General features: G+C 30.4%; 16 protein-coding genes. 7 read left to right on the plus strand and 9 right to left on the minus strand.

The window, feature by feature from the left end; all coding sequences use genetic code 11:
* Window positions 1-116: 116 nt before the first annotated feature.
* The 5 genes from LPB302_RS07025 to LPB302_RS07045 all read left to right on the plus strand — a co-directional run bounded on the left by LPB302_RS07025 (window position 117) and on the right by LPB302_RS07045 (window position 6,582).
* Entirely contained in the window at window positions 117-1,217 is a 1,101-nt protein-coding gene (locus tag LPB302_RS07025) for a DUF4407 domain-containing protein (protein WP_053974233.1), read from the plus strand.
* 359 nt (window positions 1,218-1,576) lie between these two features.
* Window positions 1,577-3,274, plus strand: a complete 1,698-nt coding sequence (gene lysS, locus LPB302_RS07030) for a lysine--tRNA ligase (RefSeq protein WP_053974232.1) — start codon at window positions 1,577-1,579, stop codon at window positions 3,272-3,274.
* A gap of 126 nt (window positions 3,275-3,400) precedes the next feature.
* A complete protein-coding gene (locus LPB302_RS07035) occupies window positions 3,401-4,318 on the plus strand; it encodes a glutaminase (RefSeq protein ID WP_053974231.1) in 918 nt (305 codons plus the stop codon).
* A 5-nt stretch (window positions 4,319-4,323) separates the two neighbouring features.
* On the plus strand, window positions 4,324-5,622 hold the full coding sequence (locus LPB302_RS07040) for a T9SS type A sorting domain-containing protein (RefSeq protein ID WP_053974230.1): 1,299 nt from the start codon (window positions 4,324-4,326) through the stop codon (window positions 5,620-5,622).
* 108 nt (window positions 5,623-5,730) lie between these two features.
* Window positions 5,731-6,582: a DUF3667 domain-containing protein gene (locus LPB302_RS07045; RefSeq protein WP_053974229.1), complete on the plus strand. Its 852-nt coding sequence runs from the start codon at window positions 5,731-5,733 to the stop codon at window positions 6,580-6,582.
* A 12-nt stretch (window positions 6,583-6,594) separates the two neighbouring features.
* On the opposite strand, the gene rsmG is transcribed toward LPB302_RS07045, so the two are convergent.
* Entirely contained in the window at window positions 6,595-7,224 is a 630-nt protein-coding gene (rsmG, locus tag LPB302_RS07050; RefSeq protein WP_053974228.1) for a 16S rRNA (guanine(527)-N(7))-methyltransferase RsmG, read from the minus strand.
* 116 nt (window positions 7,225-7,340) lie between these two features.
* Between rsmG and LPB302_RS07055 the strand changes: the two genes are divergently transcribed.
* A complete protein-coding gene (locus tag LPB302_RS07055) occupies window positions 7,341-8,435 on the plus strand; it encodes a fatty acid desaturase family protein (protein WP_053974227.1) in 1,095 nt (364 codons plus the stop codon).
* Window positions 8,436-8,449: 14 nt separating this feature from the next.
* Window positions 8,450-9,637 carry a pyridoxal phosphate-dependent aminotransferase gene (locus LPB302_RS07060; protein ID WP_176966459.1) on the plus strand — a complete coding sequence of 396 codons (1,188 nt, stop codon included), beginning with the start codon at window positions 8,450-8,452 and terminating at the stop codon, window positions 9,635-9,637.
* 58 nt (window positions 9,638-9,695) lie between these two features.
* On the opposite strand, the gene LPB302_RS07065 is transcribed toward LPB302_RS07060, so the two are convergent.
* The 8 genes from LPB302_RS07065 to LPB302_RS07100 all read right to left on the minus strand — a co-directional run bounded on the left by LPB302_RS07065 (window position 9,696) and on the right by LPB302_RS07100 (window position 20,544).
* Window positions 9,696-9,908, minus strand: a complete 213-nt coding sequence (locus tag LPB302_RS07065) for a hypothetical protein (protein WP_053974226.1) — start codon at window positions 9,906-9,908, stop codon at window positions 9,696-9,698.
* A 219-nt stretch (window positions 9,909-10,127) separates the two neighbouring features.
* Entirely contained in the window at window positions 10,128-12,734 is a 2,607-nt protein-coding gene (locus tag LPB302_RS07070; protein WP_053974225.1) for a T9SS type A sorting domain-containing protein, read from the minus strand.
* A 186-nt stretch (window positions 12,735-12,920) separates the two neighbouring features.
* Window positions 12,921-14,822, minus strand: a complete 1,902-nt coding sequence (gene ftsZ / locus LPB302_RS07075; RefSeq protein ID WP_053974224.1) for a cell division protein FtsZ — start codon at window positions 14,820-14,822, stop codon at window positions 12,921-12,923.
* 60 nt (window positions 14,823-14,882) lie between these two features.
* Window positions 14,883-16,208, minus strand: a complete 1,326-nt coding sequence (gene ftsA, locus LPB302_RS07080) for a cell division protein FtsA (RefSeq protein WP_053974223.1) — start codon at window positions 16,206-16,208, stop codon at window positions 14,883-14,885.
* Window positions 16,209-16,214: 6 nt separating this feature from the next.
* Complete coding sequence (locus LPB302_RS07085; RefSeq protein WP_053974222.1) at window positions 16,215-16,940, minus strand: cell division protein FtsQ/DivIB; 726 nt, start codon at window positions 16,938-16,940, stop codon at window positions 16,215-16,217.
* The gene (murC, locus tag LPB302_RS07090) at window positions 16,930-18,282 is read right to left on the minus strand and encodes a UDP-N-acetylmuramate--L-alanine ligase (RefSeq protein ID WP_053974221.1); all 1,353 of its coding nucleotides are present in this window, start codon (window positions 18,280-18,282) and stop codon (window positions 16,930-16,932) included. The genes LPB302_RS07085 and murC overlap by 11 nt, the downstream gene beginning before the upstream one ends.
* Window positions 18,279-19,370 (minus strand): undecaprenyldiphospho-muramoylpentapeptide beta-N-acetylglucosaminyltransferase, encoded by a 1,092-nt coding sequence (gene murG, locus LPB302_RS07095; RefSeq protein ID WP_053974220.1) that lies wholly within the window; start codon window positions 19,368-19,370, stop codon window positions 18,279-18,281. The genes murC and murG overlap by 4 nt, the downstream gene beginning before the upstream one ends.
* Complete coding sequence (locus LPB302_RS07100) at window positions 19,357-20,544, minus strand: FtsW/RodA/SpoVE family cell cycle protein (protein ID WP_053974219.1); 1,188 nt, start codon at window positions 20,542-20,544, stop codon at window positions 19,357-19,359. Before LPB302_RS07100 ends, murG begins: the two co-directional genes overlap by 14 nt.
* Between the last annotated feature and the right edge of the window lie 4 nt (window positions 20,545-20,548).

A 20,548-nucleotide genomic window follows, 5' to 3' on the forward strand; every position in this document is an offset into this window, starting at 1 on the left:
TAATATAGAACTGAAGCTTCTTGACAAATAAAATAGAAAAACCTCGCAAATTCGAGGTTTTTTTATGTAACAAATTCAGATTAAATACGTTGTAAGTATACCTAAAAACTACAATTGTGCTTAAAACTTTCTTTCTTACTTGTTCTGGAGTTGATAAAAATCTAATAAATAAATGTTCTAATGGTGAACAAAATAAATATGCTGGTATTGGTGCTACCGTTTTTTTTACAGCAGTAATGGCTACAATAGCTGGCTCTTATGCTTTGTATACTGTTTTTGATAATTTGTACACTGCCATTTTCTTCGGATTAATTTGGGGTTTACTCATCTTTAATTTAGACAGGTTTATAGTATCTACCATTAAAAAATCAGATTCTAAATGGAAAGAAGTAGCACAAGCAACACCAAGAATTATTTTGGCAATTATTATAGCCGTTGTTATTTCTAAACCTTTAGAATTAAAGTTATTTGAAAAAGAAATCAATCAGGTTTTACTTTCAGAAAAAAACCAAATGACTTTAGATAATAAAACCCAAATTGCACAACAATTCACTCCAGAAATTAGCAAAATTAATACAGAAATTGAGACTTTAAAAAACGAGATTCTTACCAAAGAAAATGAAACTAATGCCTTGTATCAAATTTATATTTCTGAAGCAGAAGGCACAGCTGGAACCAAAAAATTAGGTAAGGGACCAGTTTATGAAGAGAAAAGAGCAAAGCATGATGCTTCATTATTGGCTTTACAAGAATTAAAAACAAATAATTCTTTAAAAATTGCAGAGAAAGAAAAATCGATTAATGCTTTAATTGCACAACAAAAATCAGCGGAAACAAAATCGCAACCTATAATTTCTAATTTTGATGGTTTAATGGCTAGAATTAATGCATTAGGTAAGTTACCATTCTTTACCTCATTTTTTATATTCTTACTGTTTTTAGCTATTGAAACATCACCAATCATTGCAAAATTATTAGCACCAAAAGGTGAATATGATTTTAAAATAGAAGAAAAATTATCCGCTGTTAAAACTTGGGCAACTCAGCAAATGCAACAAAGAGAACAAATGCTAAATGCAGATGTTACTATAGATAATAAAGTGTACAAAGATATTACTGCTGATGAAGAATTGTATGACTACAAACAAAAAATGGCTAGAGAACTCATGAAATTACAAGCAGATTCATTTTACAAGAAACAGCAAAAAATGCTGTAATTGATAACTTCTTCTTTTTATAATTGAAATATTACAAACTAGTTTAGCTAAGTTTAACTAGCATTCTTAATTTTTATAATGTTACAAATTTATAAATGATGATAAACAATATTGCTATAAAATAAAAAAAGCGTCCCTTTAAAGGGAAGCTTTCCATTGGTTAACAAAACCAAGACACTTTTACGAAAGTGCCAAAACAACACAACTTTATCACTCTAACAAAAAGTGATGCACAAATATAGTTAGATTTTAGAAATCATAAAATAAATATCCTTTTTTTTACTATTTTCTGAATGCTCTATTAATTGATAGATTGTATCTTTGCACCCATTATTTAACACTAGAAATTTACAAAGCAAATGCAATTATCAGAACAAGAAGTTGTACGTAGAGAAAAGCTCGCAAAATTAAGAGAATTGGGTATAAACCCTTACCCAGCAGATTTATTCCCATTAGATTCTAATTCTAAAGAAATAAAAAACAATTTTGAAGAGAACAAAAAGGTTGTTATTGCTGGTAGATTAATGTCTAGAAGAATACAAGGTAAAGCCTCTTTTGCAGAGTTACAAGATGGTGAAGGTAGAATACAAGTATATTTCAATCGTGATGAAATTTGTACTGGAGAAGACAAAACATTATACAATGATGTTTATAAAAAATTACTAGATATTGGCGATTTTATTGGTATAGAAGGTACTTTGTTCACCACACAAGTAGGTGAAAAAACAGTAATGGTTAAAGACTTTAAATTACTTTCTAAAGCTTTAAAACCTTTACCATTACCAAAAGTAGATGCAGATGGTAATACTTATGATGCCTTTAACGATCCAGAAATGCGTTACAGACAACGTTATGCAGATTTGGTAGTAAACCCAAATGTAAAAGAAGTGTTTATTAAAAGAACTAAGTTGTTTAATGCAATGCGTTCTTTCTTTAATAATGCTGGTTATTTTGAGGTAGAAACACCTGTTTTACAACCAATTCCTGGAGGTGCAGCTGCAAGACCATTTATTACACATCACAATTCTTTAGATATACCTTTATACATGAGAATTGCTAATGAGTTGTATTTAAAAAGACTTATTGTTGGTGGTTTTGATGGTATATATGAGTTTTCTAAAAACTTTAGAAATGAAGGAATGGATAGAACTCATAATCCTGAATTTACAGCAATGGAAATCTATGTTTCTTACAAAGATTACAATTGGATGATGGATTTCTGTGAGCAACTTTTAGAGCATTGTGCAATTGCTGTTAATGGAACATCAAAAGCAACATTTGGTGAGCATGATATCGATTTTAAAGCACCTTATGCTAGGGTAACCATGGCAGATTCTATTAAGCATTTTACAGGTTTTGACATTACAGGTAAAACCGAAGATGAAATTAGAGCAGCAGCAAAATCAATGAATATTGAGGTTGATGAAACCATGGGTAAAGGAAAATTAATCGATGAAATTTTTGGCGAAAAATGTGAAGGAAACTACATTCAGCCAACTTTTATTACAGATTATCCTAAAGAAATGTCTCCACTTTGTAAAGAGCACAGAGACAACCCAGAATTAACTGAGCGTTTTGAGTTGATGGTTTGTGGTAAAGAAATTGCAAATGCATATTCTGAGTTGAATGATCCAATTGACCAACGTGAACGTTTTGAGCATCAATTAAAATTAGCTGCAAAAGGTGATGATGAAGCTACAGAATTTATAGATCATGATTTCTTGAGAGCTTTAGAATATGGTATGCCACCAACATCTGGAATGGGAATTGGAATGGACAGATTAATTATGTTCTTAACCAACAATCAATCTATACAAGAAGTGTTATTTTTCCCTCAAATGAGACCAGAGAAAAAAGCGCCTTCTATTGAGTTAAATGATGAAGAAAAAGAAGTTTTAGCAATCATTACAAAAGCCGAAAAAATAGAACTAGTAACTTTAAAAACACAGTCTGGTTTGTCTAACAAAAAATGGGATAAAACCATTAAAGGCTTAACAAAAAAAGAAGTTGCCAAAGTTTCTAAAACGGATGAAGGTTTGTTTGTAGAAGCTTTATAATAAAGCTTAAAAAAGAATATATTTTTAAAAAGGAACTGTGAAACATTCAGTTCCTTTTTTTTATGAATAAGATTAAATTGTTTATTAAAAATAAATCTGATAATTTTGATAAAAACAAAATTGTAAATGAAAAACTGCCAAAATATTATAGAGCGAATTTATTCAGATCTTAAAGACATAAAAGATGATGGTAAAGTAGCGAATTACATACCAGAACTTGGCACAATTTCTCCTAACAATTTTGGGGCACATATTACAACAGCAAAAAAAGAATCTTTTGGTATTGGAGATTATGACAAGAAGTTTTCTATACAAAGTATTTCTAAAATTTTATCATTAACATTAGCTTATCATTTAGAAGGTGAGAACCTCTGGAAAAGGGTTGATGTTGAACCTTCAGGTAATGCCTTTAACTCTTTACAGCAATTAGATGATGATTGTGGAATACCAAGAAATCCATTTATAAATGCTGGAGCAATTGTTATTTGCGATGTTTTAGTAACTCATTTAGAAAATCCTAAAGATGATTTTTTAAAATTTTGTAGAGAAATTGCCAACAATCAAACTTTAGAATATTGTAAAAAAGTGGCAGCCTCAGAAAGAGAAACTGGTTACAGAAATTTTGCATTATGTAACTTTATCAAATCTTTTGGTAACATAAAAAATGATGTAGAAGATGTCTTAGATTTCTATTTTCATATATGTGCTTTAGAAATGAGCTGTAAAGAACTCTCTGAGATTTTCTTATACCTTACAGAAGATGTAAAAATCACTTATAAAGAAAAAGAAATTCTTAACAAAAACGAGGCAAAAAGAATAAATGCAATTATGCTTACTTGTGGTTTTTATGATGAAGCAGGAGAATTTGCATTTAAAGTTGGCTTACCAGGAAAAAGTGGTGTTGGTGGTGGAATTATAGCTGTACAACCCAATGAATATTGCATTGCTGTTTGGAGCCCAAAATTAAACAAGAAAGGAAATTCTTATAAAGGAATGCTTTTTCTAGAAGAATTTACAACTGCAACAACCTCATCTATATTTTAAATAAAATGAAAAAATATAGTTTAATTATGGCCCTTTTTTTAAGTGCTTTTATGTATGCTCAAGAATGGGAAACAGTGGTTTCTTTACCTGGAAATTCACCCATCAAACAAATTGAAATTGTAAATTCTAATAATATTTATGTTTCATCTCAATACTATAAATTATACAATTGGAATGGCACAGATTGGTCATCTGTAGGCGATTTTAACCCAGGTTTTAATGGTTTATTTTCTTATGTTTCTGATGATGAAATTTATGCCACTCACAATACCTATATCAATGGTAAAAATGAAAATGAGGTAAATTACCTTGCAAAATGGGATGGCCTAAACTGGACTAATTTTGGTGATTTTAATCAGCCCAAACACATTTATAATTTTAGAGTTCTTTCAGATTCTGAAGTTTATGCAGTTGGTGCTTTTGATGATTTAGAAGATTATAGATGGAGAGCAGTTGCCAAGTTTAATGGTAGCAATTGGTCTGTTATTGGAAAGGACCAACAATTTGGAGGTACTTATAGTGGTAATAATTCTTTATGGGTAAATAATGAAAATGATATTTACAGCAAACATGATGGTTATAGAAGCAATGGTCATCAATTTGTAAAACATTGGGATGGTACTGAATGGAAAGTTTTATCTAATGGAAATTTAGATGAAACTGATGGTGTTGATAGAATACATTATGTAAGTGAAAATGAAATTTACATTAATACTTGGAACACCAATTTCGATTATGGAGTTATTGGTTATTGGGATGGAGATTATTGGAAAATTTTAGGAGACATACAAAGTGCTGTTTTTACCAATGGTTTTTATGGTAGTTTAGACTTTGTTTTTGTGAGTTCTTCAGAAATTTATGCTTTTGGTTCTGCATTAAGAACTTCTACAAACTATACATATCAAGTTGCAGTATGGAATGGAAACACATGGACAAAATTGGGCAATTTAGATGCTAATAAACCTGTAACTGCAGGCTTTTATAAAGATGGCTTTTTATACGTTGGTGGTAGTTTTACTGAAGGAGGTAAAACCTTAATTAAAAGAATTGATGCTCAAAAAGTACTGAATACTATTAATTTTAAAACAAAAACTAGAGTAGTTTATCCTAATCCTGTAAAAGATATTTGTAGCCTAAACAAAACCTATAAAACTGTAAAAGTATATTCTTTATTGGGCAAAGAATTACTAGCACAAAATAATAGCACTGAAATAAATTTTTCAGATTTTAAGCAAGGTATTTATCTTCTTGAACTAACAGATGATGATAACCATAGAATTATTCAAAAAATCATTAAAAATTAGTCAGTATTTTTTGCAATCTTTTTTTAAAACCAGCTATTATATTCATAATAAACCTATTAAAATGAATTTCTTTTGTTTTAAAAAATAATTTTAACTTATTTTTACTTTATGAAGTGTAAAAATTGCCATGAAGAATTAAAAGATAATGCAAATTTCTGCAATAATTGTGGAGGGTTAGTTGTAAAAAATCGTATTCATTTTAAACAACTACTTATCGATTTTTTCATTAATCTTTTTGGAGTAGACAGTCGTTTCTTTTTAACGATAAAAAAAATGGCTTTAAAACCAGAAGAAGTGGTTTTAGAGTATTTAAATGGTGTTAGAAGACGTTATGTAAATCCGTTTGCTTTTCTTGCAATTGGTGCTGGTTTATCTCTTATTATCTTTAACTATTTTGCTGATGATTTTATAGCCATACAAAACTCTGTAAATGAAGAACAGATTAGTGTACTCATAGAACAGTCCAATCAAGAAATACCTTTAGAAAACAGTGCGACTGAAAAAGAAATAGAAAAAATTAAGCTAGAAAAAAAAATAGCAACAATGCAATTAGATTCAATGCAAAAAATGTCTGAATTTATGCTGCGTTATTTTAACCTACTTGCTTTTGTTTTTTTACTACTCTATGCAGTTTTAAGTAAATGGACCTTTTGGAAACCTCATAATTTTGGTGAGCATATTATTATGAACGCTTACCTTTATGGATTTACTACGTTCTTTACCATTATCGCTTTCTTTTTAGCAATAACCATACACCCAACTGTATATATGTGTAGTTTTATATTTTCTATAATCTATTACATGTATGCTATAGGAAGAATTTATAAATTATCTCCTGGAAAAAATATTCTAAAATTCTTTAGATTTTTATTGGGCTTATTAATTCTATTTATAATTTTTTGTGTTTTAGTTTTTATAGGAGTAGTAGCAGTAGCAGCTTTTGGCTTAATAGAATTATAGAAGTAAAAAAAATTAACCTTTAAACTTCATACCTAAATGAACTACTTTTTTTGTTTCAAAAAAAGGTTCATCAAAATAATTTGGCAAATCATAAATAGTTGCTGAAGTATATTTTTGCAACTCTTCTGTTAAATCACCCCCTTTTAAATAAAGAATTCCATTTTTTAAGTCGTGATTTTGCTTTTTTGCAATTTTACCTTTTGTCCATCTTACAAAAGTTTCCATTTGTGCAACAGCTCTACTAACAATAAAATCGTAAGTATCTTTTACTTCCTCTACTCTACCATGAGTAGTTCTAACATTTTCTAAACCTAAACCTTCTGCAACCTCATTTACAACCTTAATTTTTTTACCAATAGAATCTACCAAGTGAAATTGAGTTTCAGGAAATAAAATTGCCAACGGAATTCCTGGAAAACCACCTCCTGTTCCAACGTCCATAACCTTAGAACCAGGCTTAAATGGCATAACTTTTGCTATACCTAAAGAGTGTAAAACGTGACGCAAATACAGTTCATCTATATCTTTTCTTGAAACTACATTTATCTTTAAATTCCAATCTTTATACAAATCTTGTAATTTAGAAAATTGTTCTTTTTGAGTTTCTGTTAAATCTGTAAAGTATTTTAGCAGTATATCCATTTAAAATATATTAATGCACAAAAGTAGTTATTTGGTCTTAACAATTATCAATAATAATGAACGTTTAACATAGTAATTATTATAAAATCCATATTTTTACCATTTATTTATTATACATGAATAACATAACATTTTCAAGAGTTAATAAAGCGAAGTTTTTTAGAACGCTTAACAAACGAGTAAACACTTATTTTAAAGAAAACGAAATTAATAGAACAGGTAATTGGAAGCTTTATTCTAAAGCTATAATTATGTTTTCTTTATTTCTAATTCCATTTATTTTAGTACTTACAGTTTCTATGCCTCAATGGGTTATGGCCTTACTTATGGTTATAACTGGTGTTGGTATGGCTGGTGTTGGTATGAATGTAATGCACGATGCTAACCATGAATCTTTTTCGAAACGTAAGTGGGTAAATAAGTTAATGGGTAGTAGTATTTATATTTTAGCTGGTAATGTCTATAATTGGAAAGTGCAACACAACGTTTTACACCATACATTTACCAATGTAAAAGATCATGATGAAGATATTGATGCAGGTAGAATTATACGTTTTTCTTTACATTCTAAGTGGTTAAAAATTCATAAAATACAGAAATACTATTCTATCTTTTTATATGGTTTATTAACTATTAACTGGGCTATTACAACTGATGTAAAGCAAATGCACAGGTATTTAAAAAGAAAATTATCTTATGGTAAATTTCCAAACCCAAAAACAGAATGGACAAAATTGGTAATTTCTAAGTTGGCTTACTATGCCCTTTGGATTTTATTGCCAATGTTAGTTTTAGATGTTGCTTGGTGGAAAGTTTTATTAGGTTTCTTTGTAATGCATTACACTGCAGGTATGATTTTAAGCTTAGTTTTTCAACTGGCACACATTGTACCCAATACAGAAATGCCTATGCCAGATAAAAATGGAAATTTAGAACATACTTGGGCAGTCCATCAATTATACACCACAAGTAACTTTGCACCAAGCAATTGGCTTGTAAATTTTTATACTGGTGGTTTAAATCATCAGGTTGAACATCATATTTTTCCACACATTTCTCATGTGCATTATGGTAAATTAGCTAAAATTGTAAAAGAAACTGCTGCAGAGTTTAACTTGCCATATAATGAGTATGCAACTACTAGAAGAGCACTTATTGAGCACTTTAGACACTTAGGCGTTTTAGGACAAAAACCAGAATTAGTAGCATAACAAATTATTTAAAAATGTCACACCCATTATCAGACAGAATTAACAGTTTACCTGTTTCTGCAACTTTAGCAATGGCAGCTAAAGCTAGAGAATTAAAAGGCCAAGGAAAAGATATTATTGGCTTAAGTTTAGGAGAACCAGACTTTAATACACCAGATTTTATTAAAGATGCAGCCATTGAAGCTATCAATCAAAACTATAATTCTTATTCTCCTGTAGATGGTTATTTAGAACTTAAGGAAGCCATTTGCGTTAAGTTTAAAAGAGATAATGGTTTAGATTACAAACCAAACCAAATTGTGGTTTCTACAGGAGCAAAACAATCTATTGCAAATGTAGCACAGGTATTATTAAATAAAGGTGATGAAGTGTTGTTACCTGCACCTTATTGGGTAAGTTACTCTGCAATAGCAACTTTAAGTGAAGCTACTTTTGTAGAAATACCTTCTTCTATAGACACAGATTTTAAAATTACTCCAGCTCAGTTAGAGGCAGCAATTACTCCTAAAACTAAGATGATATTCTTTAACTCACCAAATAATCCTAGTGGAACTATTTATAGTGAAACAGAATATAGAGCTTTGGCTGAAGTTTTAGAGAAACACCCTCAGATTTTTATTTTATCTGATGAAATATATGAACACGTAAACTATGACACAAAACCTTTTAGTTTTGCAGCTATAGAGAGCATGTTCGATAGAACTATTACAGTAAATGGTTTAGCGAAAGCATTTGCAATGACAGGTTGGAGAGTTGGCTATATTGGTGCTCCAGAATGGATTGCCAAAGCTTGTACAAAAATGCAAGGCCAAGTTACTTCTGGTACAAATTGTATTGCACAAAGAGCTGCAATTACTGCTGTTTTAGCACCAGTAGAGAAAATACAATATATGGTAGATGAGTTTAAAACTCGTAGAGATATTGTAATTGGTTTGCTAAGAGAAATTGATGGTTTTAAAGTAAATGTTCCTGAAGGTGCATTTTATGTTTTTCCAGATATTTCTGCATTTTTTGGTAAAACTATAAATGGTACCAAAATTAATAATGCCAATGATTTTTCTTTATACATTTTAGAAAAAGCAAATGTTGCTACTGTTACAGGTGATGCTTTTGGATCTCCTAACTGTATTAGAATTTCATATGCAGCATCAGAAATACAAATTCGTGAAGCAATAAAAAGAATAAAAGAAGCTTTAAGCTAAACTATTCTTTTCTAGATACTCTATGAAATCTCAAGGCTTAATTGCTTTGAGATTTTTTTTAGATTACAATTAAAACTAAAGCAATAGCAAATAAAGAAACTTGTAAAATAGTACCAGTTTGACTTTGAACTTTGTTGTGATGATTTTCTATAATAGATTTCATTTTAGATAAAGTAGCTCTTTTAGAAACAGAAATATTTTCTCTAATTTCTTGTTTATAGGCTGATGTTAAAATTCCTCTTTCTGGTAATGTTGATGATATGGTTTTCATGATTTTTATAAATTTGATTACATACTTAAGACGAAAACACATTTGTTTTGTTACAGTCACTTTTTCCTAAATAAGCAGATAAATAACAGAATCTTTAGGGTTTATGGTTTACGACAATTAGAAAAAAAACTTTAAAAAAAACAATAAAAGTTCTAAAACGCGAAAACCATCAACTTAATTGTTGATGGTTTTATCAGTGAAAGTTGGGGATATTAAAGACTAGTTCAATACCAGTTTTTTACTATTATAAGTTCTATAATCATTAGATATTTTAATGATATACAGCCCAGAGCTTAATCCATTTCTATTAATATCTACGCTATTGTTACCAATTGAGGTTTCTAACTTTAATTTTTTAACCAAAATACCAGCCATGTTGTAGATCTCTATTGCTGTTTCTGCATTTACTTCTGAATAAAATCTTATTTCAGAAACGGTTTTCATTGGGTTTGGAAATAATAATGTCTCATTTTCATCTACAACAACATTATCTGTACTTAATGCATTTTGAGTAAATTGAATATCGCTTAAATTCATTTGCTTGGTCATTACCTCTACTCCATCAGAAGACATTGTGAATACAATATTTGTTGCATCTGTTAAATCTATATCATGATTTAAAGTTGATACAAAATGTGCTAATGGAACTGCAAAGTGTGTATTTTCATCTGTTAATTTAATAACAGTTCTAAATTGATCTTCCCATTTATCTATACCTTCTTTAACAATTGTAATTTCTAAATCTCCTGTTCCTTGTGCATTTAATTCTAACACATCAAACTCAGATAAATCTACTGCCTTGAATCTTGGTGTAAATGCTCTGTAAGCTGCAACATAAGTACTTGTATTTGCTTGTAAAGAAATGTTTCTTTCTACTCTATAACCATTTCCTGAGTACACATCATTATTCTGTGCAATATCAAAACTCTCTACAGTTGTTCCTGCAGATGAATCATCTACTCCCCAAGGACCATCTGACATAAATAAGTCATCTGGAGTTTCGTTAGTATTGTTCTCTATTCTAAAACCGATATCGAATACATTACCTGTATTAATTACTAAAGGATTTAAAAACTCACCACTTAAAGCAATGGTTTCATTAGAATATTGTGTTGAAGAAGTTTCTGTTCTTTTAAAACCTGCATCATAAACAAAGCTTGTACTTTTATTAGCATTTACAATTTCTAATTCTAAGCTTCCATTTCTATACTTTCCTTTCTTTACAAATACTGGTGGAGGTGTAGAGTTATTATAAGTTGTAATATCTCTCTTTACATTAAACAACTCTAATGCTTCTTCTCCAAGAGTAACTAAATCATCTATTTGGTTTGTCCAAATTTGGAAGTTATAATAGGTTTCGTTTTCTGTGTACTTATCTAAATTCCAGTGACTTTCTATTTCGAAGTTATTTGTATCTGTTGATAATTTACCAGAAAAACTTAAAACAAATTCTTTAGTACCATCTGTATTTTTAATGATTGATTTTATGAATTGTTGTTCTCTAATTTCTATGGTTGATACAGAAAGTAATTCTGCACCTAAAAGACGATCGCAAATAAACTTAGTGTGTTCGTAAACACCATTTTCGGTTTTAGTTGCTAAAATTACAGCTATTGTATTATCATCTTTTATATAATCTACAGAGAATAATTCTGTTGCATTTGTCATTTCAATTAAATCTGCAGGAGATGATTCCACAGCATATGTGCCAGGTAAAACATCCATAGGGATTAAATCGATTAAATTGATATCTGTATTTTTAGAAGCTGCAGTTTTGTACGATTTTGATTTTACTAATTTCTTAGCACTAAACTTATCGAACTTATAATTGTTTTTGCTTCTTAAGTAGTTTCTTTTATTGATTAAAGTAGATAATCTATCATTACTTTCTAAACCACCATTGTTACCAGAAGAAACTTGTGGAGTAATTACTGGGCATTCTGCAACACCTGAACAAGAAGGGTCATCACAATCTGTTAAACCATCTCCATCATCATCTACTCCATTTTTACAATCTTCTTGTGGAACTGGAGCTGTTGGACATCTAGCACCATCATTTAAACTACTTGATGGCCCAAAAGCAAATAAGTTAGAATCTAAAGTAGAACCTACTTCTAAGTTTTGTACATCTTGGATTACATATACAGTTCCTGTTTGATTTGCAGAAACGTAAAATCTACCTTCAACGTCAAAATATACTGCTCCAAATGTATAATTTAAACCGTCTAAAACTGGCACAACACCTAAATTAAGAAGATTTCCAGTATCAGGATCTATTCTATATAAAATATTCGTTTTCTTTTCTACAGTATACAATAAACCATCAACAGCATTAAAAGCCCAATCATGTATGTTTATGTTTGATGAAAGTGTAAAGGTTGAAAGAAACTTTCCATATGTATCTGATTCAGGATTTAAATCTACCCTGTATGCAGTACTTCCTCCTGGTTTTAAATGATAAATTCCTGTTGAACTAACATCACCAACATATCTATTTGCGGTTGGTAATTCTGGTATATAAAATGTTTCTGTTTGAAAGTTTTTACCAATTTTTACAATTGATTTTGATGGAGAACTTAAAGAGCCCCAAATAAAACCATCTGCAGGATTGTAACCTACAGCATTAACACTACCTGGTGTTACATCTTTCTTTACTAAATAAGAACTACCTGATGCTAAATCAATAGCATATACATCATTAGCTTGAAATAAGTAAGCATTGTAATCACAATTGAAAGGCTCTTGTTGAGCGTTTGTTGTAAAACCTATCAATAGTAATAAGATTACCAGGTTGAATTTGTTTAAAATGTGTAATGTTGGGTTCATCGTTATTAATTTTATACAAAAATACCTTTTAAAGAAGTAATAAAATGCTAATCAAAGGTTTACTGCAATTAAGTGTCGACGAACGGTATTTTAATCAAGCTTAACTGATTTTAATCGAACATTAAACTCAAAAAAAAATCACATCTATTTCAGATGTGATTTTAATATAATTTAGTTTACAAAACCCTAGTCTACATTATCATGTAGAAAAGAATTATTAGATTTAAAATCAATACTATCTGTATCTTTTTTTAATGCTGTTTTTACTTTACTAATAGTAGCATTTCTATCTAAATCTACACCTTGTCTTTTGTATGCAGGTTGACGCTCAATTTCATCTATATTTTTATTTAAATTTTCATTAAAATTATAGTTGAACTTTTTCATGCTTTTACGTCTTTCTTCAGCTCTTTTTTGTAACTCATTAATGGTTAAATCTAAAGGTGAAACTTCTTCACTTAAAGTATCAATTTCATTAATTTCAGATTGAGGCTTTGTTGTTTTTAATTCGAATTGAATTTCATCTTCTTCCTCTACTTTACGCTCTACAATTTGAGAACTTTTACCAATAGTTGGTTCTGTATCAAAGTCTTCTAAAACATATCTAGTTTCCTTTTTAGCTACAATTTCAGTTGCTCCAAAAACCTCTATTTCATTTACATTAACTTCTTCTTCATTGGTTAAACTAAACCTAATTTCTTCGTCTTTTGTTATTTCTGTATAATCGTTTAAAGGAATATCAAACAATGAGTTAGAAGTCATTTTAGGTGCTTCTTGCTCTATAACTTCTTCTGCTTTTGTAGTATCTGTAATTATAAAGTCGTCTTCAGAAATAACATCTGGCTGAACGTTTTCATAAGAAACAGGCATACTAGCAATTATTTCATTGGTTTGTACCAAATCCATTTTTGGTTGATTGTTATTCTCTTCTAAATCATCACTTAAAGTATGAACAATTTTTGCATTTGGCTCTTGCTTTTCAGAAATTGGAGTTTCTAAACTTGGTTGTCTAGAAATTGTTTTTTCTTCAAAATTATATGTTGCTCTCTGCTCCTCTTCTAAAGTATGTATGATTTTTTTAACTTCTGTGTTGGTAATATTACTTTGCTGATCTGCTGCAAAACCAGTAGCTACAATAGTTACAGAGATAGCTTCACCTAGTTCTTCATCTTCACCTATACCCATAATAATGTTGGCATCATAACCAGCTTCATCCTGAATATAATCGTTTATTTCACCTATTTCATCTAAAGTAACTTCGCTAGTTCCAGAAACAATTAACAACAATACATTTTTAGCTCCTGTAATTTTATTATCATTTAATAATGGCGAATCTAAGGCCTTAATAATAGCATTCTTAGCTCTTGTTTGCCCTTCTTCTTTTGCAGAACCCATAATTGCTGTACCACTGTTAGAAAGCACAGTTTTAGCATCATGTAAATCTATATTTTGTTTGTAGTGATGTGTAATTACTTCTGCAATACCTTTAGATGCTGTAGATAAAACTTCATCGGCTTTAGAGAAACCTGCTTTAAATCCTAAGTTTCCGTAAACTTCTCTTAATTTATTGTTGTTTATAACAATTAAAGAGTCTACATTTTGGCGCAATTGATCTATACCTAACTGAGCTTGTTTGGTTCTTCTTTTACCTTCAAAAGCAAATGGCATAGTAACAATACCCACAGTAAGTATGTCCATATCTTTTGCAATTTTGGCAATAATTGGTGCAGCTCCTGTACCTGTTCCTCCACCCATTCCTGCAGTAATAAAAACCATTTTAGTTTGGTTGTTTAGCATCTGCTGAATTTCTTGCATACTTTCTTTAGCAGCTTGTTCACCAATTTCTGGATTTGCACCTGCTCCTAAACCAGATGTAAGTGTAGCTCCTAACTGTATTTTATTTGGTATAGGACTATTTTCTAAAGCTTGTGCATCTGTATTACAGATTACAAAATCTACCCCATTTATATGTTGCTGAAACATGTGGTTTACAGCATTGCTTCCTCCACCACCAACACCAATTACTTTAATGGTGTTTGATTGTGTTTTAGGCATAACAAATTCAATGTTTTCAAAATCTAAGCTCATACTAACTTTATATTTTTGTGTTCTTGTGTATTGTTCTTTTTTTGGTGTCTTTAATGCTAATTACTCAGCATTATCTAAAAAATCTTTCAAACCTTCTGTAAATTTCTCGAAAAAAGATTTCTTTTTTGGTGTTGGTTTTGGTGCTGGTTCAGGCTCTATTACAACATCATCTTGTGTGTTTTCTATTATATCTTCTAAAACCTCTTCTACTTCTTCTATTTTGATATCTTTTTCTAAACCTTCCATCAACAACCCAACTGCAGTTGCATAAGAAGGACTAGATAATGCCTCATCAGATTCCCCAGCCAAATGTTCATTTGGATATCCAATTCTAGCATCCATACCAGTAATGTATTCTACTAATTGACGTAAATGTTTTAACTGAGAACCACCTCCTGTTAAGACAATACCTGCAATTAATTTTCCTTTGGCAGTTTCATGCCCATAATTTTTAATTTCTAAATACACATGCTCTATAATTTCTTGTACTCTTGCATGTATAATTTTTGATAGATTCTTAAGCGTAATTTCTTTTGGCTCTCTGCCTCTTAAACCTGGAATTGAAACAATTTCTGTTTCTTTGTTTTCACCTGGCCAAGCTGAACCAAACTTTATTTTTAATAACTCTGCTTGTTTTTCTATAATTGAGCAACCTTCTTTAATATCATCTGTAATCACATTACCCCCAAATGGAATTACTGCTGTGTGTCTAATGATACCATCTTTAAAAATGGCCAAATCCGTTGTTCCTCCTCCAATATCAATTAAAGCAACACCTGCTTCTTTTTCTTCTTGACTTAATACTGCTTGTGCAGAAGCTAAAGGTTCTAGTGTGATTTCATTTAAATCTAAACCTGCGCTTTTTACACATCTACCAATATTTCTGATTGAAGATACTTGACCAACTACTACATGAAAATTTGCTTCTAAACGACCTCCATACATACCTATTGGCTCTTTAATATCAGCTTGAGAATCTACTTTAAATTCTTGTGGTAAAACATGAATTATTTCTTCTCCTGGTAACATTACCAGTTTGTGTACTTGATTTACTAAATCTTCTATATCAGCTTCGTCAATTACTTCATCTGCATTATTTCTGGTGATATAGTCACTATGATGTAAACTTCTAATATGTTGCCCAGCAATACCTACAACTACGTCTTCTATTTTTACACCAGATACACTTTCTGCTTCATCTACAGCTTGCTGAATAGATTGTATTGTTTGTGTGATATTACTTACTACACCACGTTTTACACCTAAACTTTTTGCTTTACCAATACCAACTACCTCAATTTTACCATATTCGTTTTTACGACCAATCATGGCAACAATTTTGGTTGTACCAATATCTAAACCAACAGCTATTTTATTGTCTTCCATTTTAGTTTATTTAGTGCACACAACTTGGTTGTGATATTTTACATTAATTGTTTTATAATTTTGAATTGTTTTGTCTTCAAATGTTTTATTATAAAACGCTTTTAATTTTTTAAATTTTATATCCATTTCGGATAAATTTCCAAAATCGATTTTATATTCTCCACTTCTTGCAGAAAATTGGTATTCATTTTCGGCAGATTTTAGAATTCCGACGATTTCTTTATGCAAAAAATCATCTCCTTCAATCTTTAAAATTAAAGGCAGAATTTCTGAAATTTCATCATCATTATTCACTCCAGAAACTAACAAAACTCTTGAAGAATAATTTGTAGACAAAGGCATTTTTATCCCTTGTTTATCAATATAATATACTTCTTCAGCTCCTAAAATTCGAGCCACAGGTTGCCTCTGTTTTACTACAGATTTTAGCCTACCATCTATGGTTAAAAAAACATCTGCTTTTTCTACATAAGGGTTTTTAGACACATTATTTTCTAGAACATATAAATCTATCACAGATTTTGCTTGGTTTTGTATACTTTCTGTATTTTGTATTAACAATTTATTAACCATAGAATATGTAAGAAAATTGGTCTCTCCTTCATTAAATTCTATAATAGGTTCTTCTATTTCTAAAGCGTTATTTCGTTTACTAGAAAAACTGTATAAGAACGCCAAACTAACTGTTATGACTACAAAAAACAGATATTTTAAAACTCTTTTAAACTTCATTCTTTTGTAGTTTTAAAAGGTGATCTGAAACCTCATTTATTAATACACCTATATCACCTGCACCTAACATTGCAACCACTTTTGCAGATGATTGTTTAATATCTTTTATAATATTTTTCTTTTCTGTTATTTTTTTCTGCTTGATATTTATTTTACTTAAAAGCCATTCTGAAGTTACATTTGGAATTGGTTCTTCTCTTGCAGGATAAATATCTAGCAGAATAACTTCATCAAATTTAGAAAGCGCTTTTGCAAAATCGTCTATAAAATCTTTGGTTCTAGAAAATAAATGCGGTTGAAAAACTGCTAACACTTTTTCATTAGGATACATTTCTCTAATAGAATTTTCCACTGCATTTAATTCTGTTGGATGATGAGCATAATCATCTATCAATACAAAATCATTAGTTTTTATTCTATAAGAAAACCTTCGTTTTACGCCCTTAAATGTTGATAACTGCTTTTTAATATTCTCTAAAGAAACACCATAAACATCGGCCATGGCTAATGCAGCTAAAGCATTCATTACATTGTGTTTGCCTGGCAAATGAAACACAATATCTTTTATCTGATTGGTAGGAGTTTGCACATCAAAAACATATGTACCTTGCTCAATTCTTAAATTATAAGCCTTATAATCTGCATCTTCATTTACAGCATAGGTTAAGCCTTCTAAATGCAAACCTTTTGCAACAATTAAAGTGTCTGAAACTTTTTGAGTAAAGGCAATAAATGATGCTTCTAAAGAGGATGCTTCTCCATAAATATCTAAATGATCTGCATCCATAGAGGTTACACAAGCTATATTAGGACTTAGCTGTAGAAAAGATCTATCAAACTCATCTGCTTCAACAACAGTAATTTTATCATCACCCAAAATTAAATTTGAGTTATAATTCTCAGCTATTCCACCTAAAAAAGAAGTTGCTTTTTCAGGTTGCATAATATGTCCTAAAATAGATGATGTTGTTGTTTTACCATGTGTACCTGAAGCTGCCAAACAAAAAGTAGATTTTGTAATTAATCCTAGTATTTCTGCTCTTTTAAGAATGGTAAATTTGTTATTTTTAAAATAATTCAATTCCTCTGAATTCTTAGGAATTGCTGGTGTATAAACTACCAAAGTTGATTCTTTATCTAAAAATGCTAATGGAATATTTTTTACAGCATCAATAAAATGAATAGCTACACCAACTTTCTCTAATTCTTTTGTTATTTCAGAAGGTGTTTTATCATAACCTGCCAAATTTTTACCTTGTGCAGCAAAATATCTTGCAATGGCGCTCATACCTATGCCACCAATACCTATAAAATAAATGTTATGTATGTTATTTAAATTCACTTCTTTAATAATTTTTCTACTTCGTTAACAATATCTCTTGTTGCACTTGGTAGGGCCAGTTCATTTATGTTTTCTGACAATTGTTGTTGTTTACCTTCATCTTTTAACAAGGTTTCAAAAACAATTTTAAAAGTATCTAACTCATTTTCTTTTAACAAAATAGCTCCATGTCTATCTACAATAAATTTGGCATTTTTAGTTTGATGATCTTCTGCCACATTTGGTGAAGGAATAAATATTACTGGTTTACCCACAATGCATAATTCAGACACAGAACTTGCACCTGCTCTAGAAATTATAATATTTGAAGCTGCATAAGCCAAGTCCATTTTATTGATAAACTGATGAACTTGAACATGCTTTAAATCATTGTACTTTTTATATTCATTAAAATATAATTTTCCACATTGCCAAATAACTTGAACATTCTGTGCTTCTAGAAACTCTAGGTTACTTTCTATAAGTTGATTTATTTTACGTGCACCTAAACTACCTCCTAAAACTAAAATTGCTTTCTTCTTTGTATCTAAGTGAAAAAACGCTTTAGCTTCATCCACTTTAGAGTGAATACTTAGCAAATCTTGACGAACAGGATTCCCTGTTTTTACAATTTTATTTGCTGGGAAAAATCGATTTAAATCATCGTAAGCAACACAAATTTTATTTGCACGTCTTCCTAATAACCTATTAGTGATTCCTGGATAAGAATTTTGTTCCTGAATTAAGGTTGGTATGTTTCTTCTATTGGCCATAATTAAGGTTGGCCCACTTGCAAAACCTCCTGTACCTATAGCTACATCTGGATTAAACTTTCTTATAATTCTTCTTGCTTTCCAAAGACTATCTAACATCTTAAATGGGAAACCTAAATTCTTAGCCAATTGTTTTCTTTGTATTCCAGAAATCCACAATCCTTCTATTTCGTAACCTGCCTGAGGCACCTTTTCCATCTCCATTTTATCTTTTGCACCAACAAAGAGAAAATTAGCATCTGGAAAACGCCATTTTAATTCGTTTGCAATTGCAATTGCAGGATAGATATGACCACCTGTTCCTCCTCCAGAAATAAGTATGTTATATGGTTTCATGCAATATATCTAAAGGGTTATCATCTAAAATATCTTCTTCTGTTTCTTGTTTAGAAGCACTCACACTAAGAATCATTCCTAATGCAAAACATGTCATCCAAATAGAGGTACCTCCACTACTTATTAATGGTAAAGTTTGACCTGTAACTGGAAACAAATTTGTGGCAACTGCCATATTAATTATCGCTTGAAAAATGATAGGACAACCCACACCAATTACAAGCAATGTTCCAAAAATTGTTGTTGTTTTTCTAATGACAACAAATATTCTAAAGAGTAAGAGAAAGTATATAGTAGCAATAATTACACCACCTACCAAACCATATTCTTCTATAATAATAGCAAAAATAAAATCTGAAGATGATTGAGGTAAAAAGTTTTTCTGTACACTCTTTCCTGGCCCAACACCAATTGGACCACCAGTTGCTATTGCAATTTTGGCCTTTTCTACTTGATACGCTTCTTTATTATCAGCATCAGAAAAATTCTCTATTCTACTTTGCCAAGTTTGCACTCTGTTAGGCATTGCATCAGGAAATGCTTTTGCTATCAACACAAAAAAAGCTAACATCAAAATACCAGCACCAAGTATTAAACCTAAGTATTTTAAAGGATAACCACCAATAAAGGTTACCATTAAAATCATTGCAAAAATAATAGCTGTTGTTGAGAAGTTTGCTGGTAAAATTAGCATTAATATAGCTCCTACAGGTAACCACAGTTGCAGAAAGCTTTCTTTAAAGTTGATTTGCTTTTCTTTATTCTTTGCCAAATATCTTGCTACATAAACCATTAACACTAAACCTGCAAGCGTTGATGTTTGAAAACCAATACCTACAAATGGAATACGAATCCATCTACTTGCATTTGCACCACCAATGGTTGTGCCTTGCATCATTGTAAATATTAACAGCACAAAAACTATTGGAAGCATAAGCACAGAGCCTCCAGAAAAATAACGATAAGGAATTTTATGAACTCCGTAAATAATTCCAAAGCCCATAATTAGTAAAACCATGTGTTTTACTAAATAACCTAAAGTTGAACCAGAACCAACCACATACACCAAGTTTGTGCTTGCGCTATAAACTGGCATAAAAGAAAATATTGCCAAAATAGCTACAATAGCCCAAATGGTTTTATCTCCTTTAATATGATTAAATACTGTTTTCAACTTT

The organism is Polaribacter dokdonensis (assembly GCF_024362345.1).
In the GTDB taxonomy this organism is placed as follows: Bacteria; Bacteroidota; Bacteroidia; order Flavobacteriales; family Flavobacteriaceae; genus Polaribacter; species Polaribacter dokdonensis.

What these genes read in the sequence shown, in the direction of transcription:
- LPB302_RS07060 (WP_176966459.1), top strand. Translation starts at nt 8,450, where the DNA reads ATGTCACACCCATTATCAGACAGAATTAACAGTTTACCTGTTTCTGCA.
- lysS (WP_053974232.1), top strand. Translation starts at nt 1,577, where the DNA reads ATGCAATTATCAGAACAAGAAGTTGTACGTAGAGAAAAGCTCGCAAAA.
- LPB302_RS07055 (WP_053974227.1), top strand. Translation starts at nt 7,341, where the DNA reads ATGAATAACATAACATTTTCAAGAGTTAATAAAGCGAAGTTTTTTAGA.
- ftsA (WP_053974223.1), bottom strand. Translation starts at nt 16,208, where the DNA reads ATGGAAGACAATAAAATAGCTGTTGGTTTAGATATTGGTACAACCAAA.
- LPB302_RS07070 (WP_053974225.1), bottom strand. Translation starts at nt 12,734, where the DNA reads ATGAACCCAACATTACACATTTTAAACAAATTCAACCTGGTAATCTTA.
- LPB302_RS07085 (WP_053974222.1), bottom strand. Translation starts at nt 16,940, where the DNA reads ATGAAGTTTAAAAGAGTTTTAAAATATCTGTTTTTTGTAGTCATAACA.
- rsmG (WP_053974228.1), bottom strand. Translation starts at nt 7,224, where the DNA reads ATGGATATACTGCTAAAATACTTTACAGATTTAACAGAAACTCAAAAA.
- murG (WP_053974220.1), bottom strand. Translation starts at nt 19,370, where the DNA reads ATGAAACCATATAACATACTTATTTCTGGAGGAGGAACAGGTGGTCAT.
- LPB302_RS07035 (WP_053974231.1), top strand. Translation starts at nt 3,401, where the DNA reads ATGAAAAACTGCCAAAATATTATAGAGCGAATTTATTCAGATCTTAAA.
- LPB302_RS07045 (WP_053974229.1), top strand. Translation starts at nt 5,731, where the DNA reads ATGAAGTGTAAAAATTGCCATGAAGAATTAAAAGATAATGCAAATTTC.
- LPB302_RS07065 (WP_053974226.1), bottom strand. Translation starts at nt 9,908, where the DNA reads ATGAAAACCATATCATCAACATTACCAGAAAGAGGAATTTTAACATCA.
- LPB302_RS07040 (WP_053974230.1), top strand. Translation starts at nt 4,324, where the DNA reads ATGAAAAAATATAGTTTAATTATGGCCCTTTTTTTAAGTGCTTTTATG.
- ftsZ (WP_053974224.1), bottom strand. Translation starts at nt 14,822, where the DNA reads ATGAGCTTAGATTTTGAAAACATTGAATTTGTTATGCCTAAAACACAA.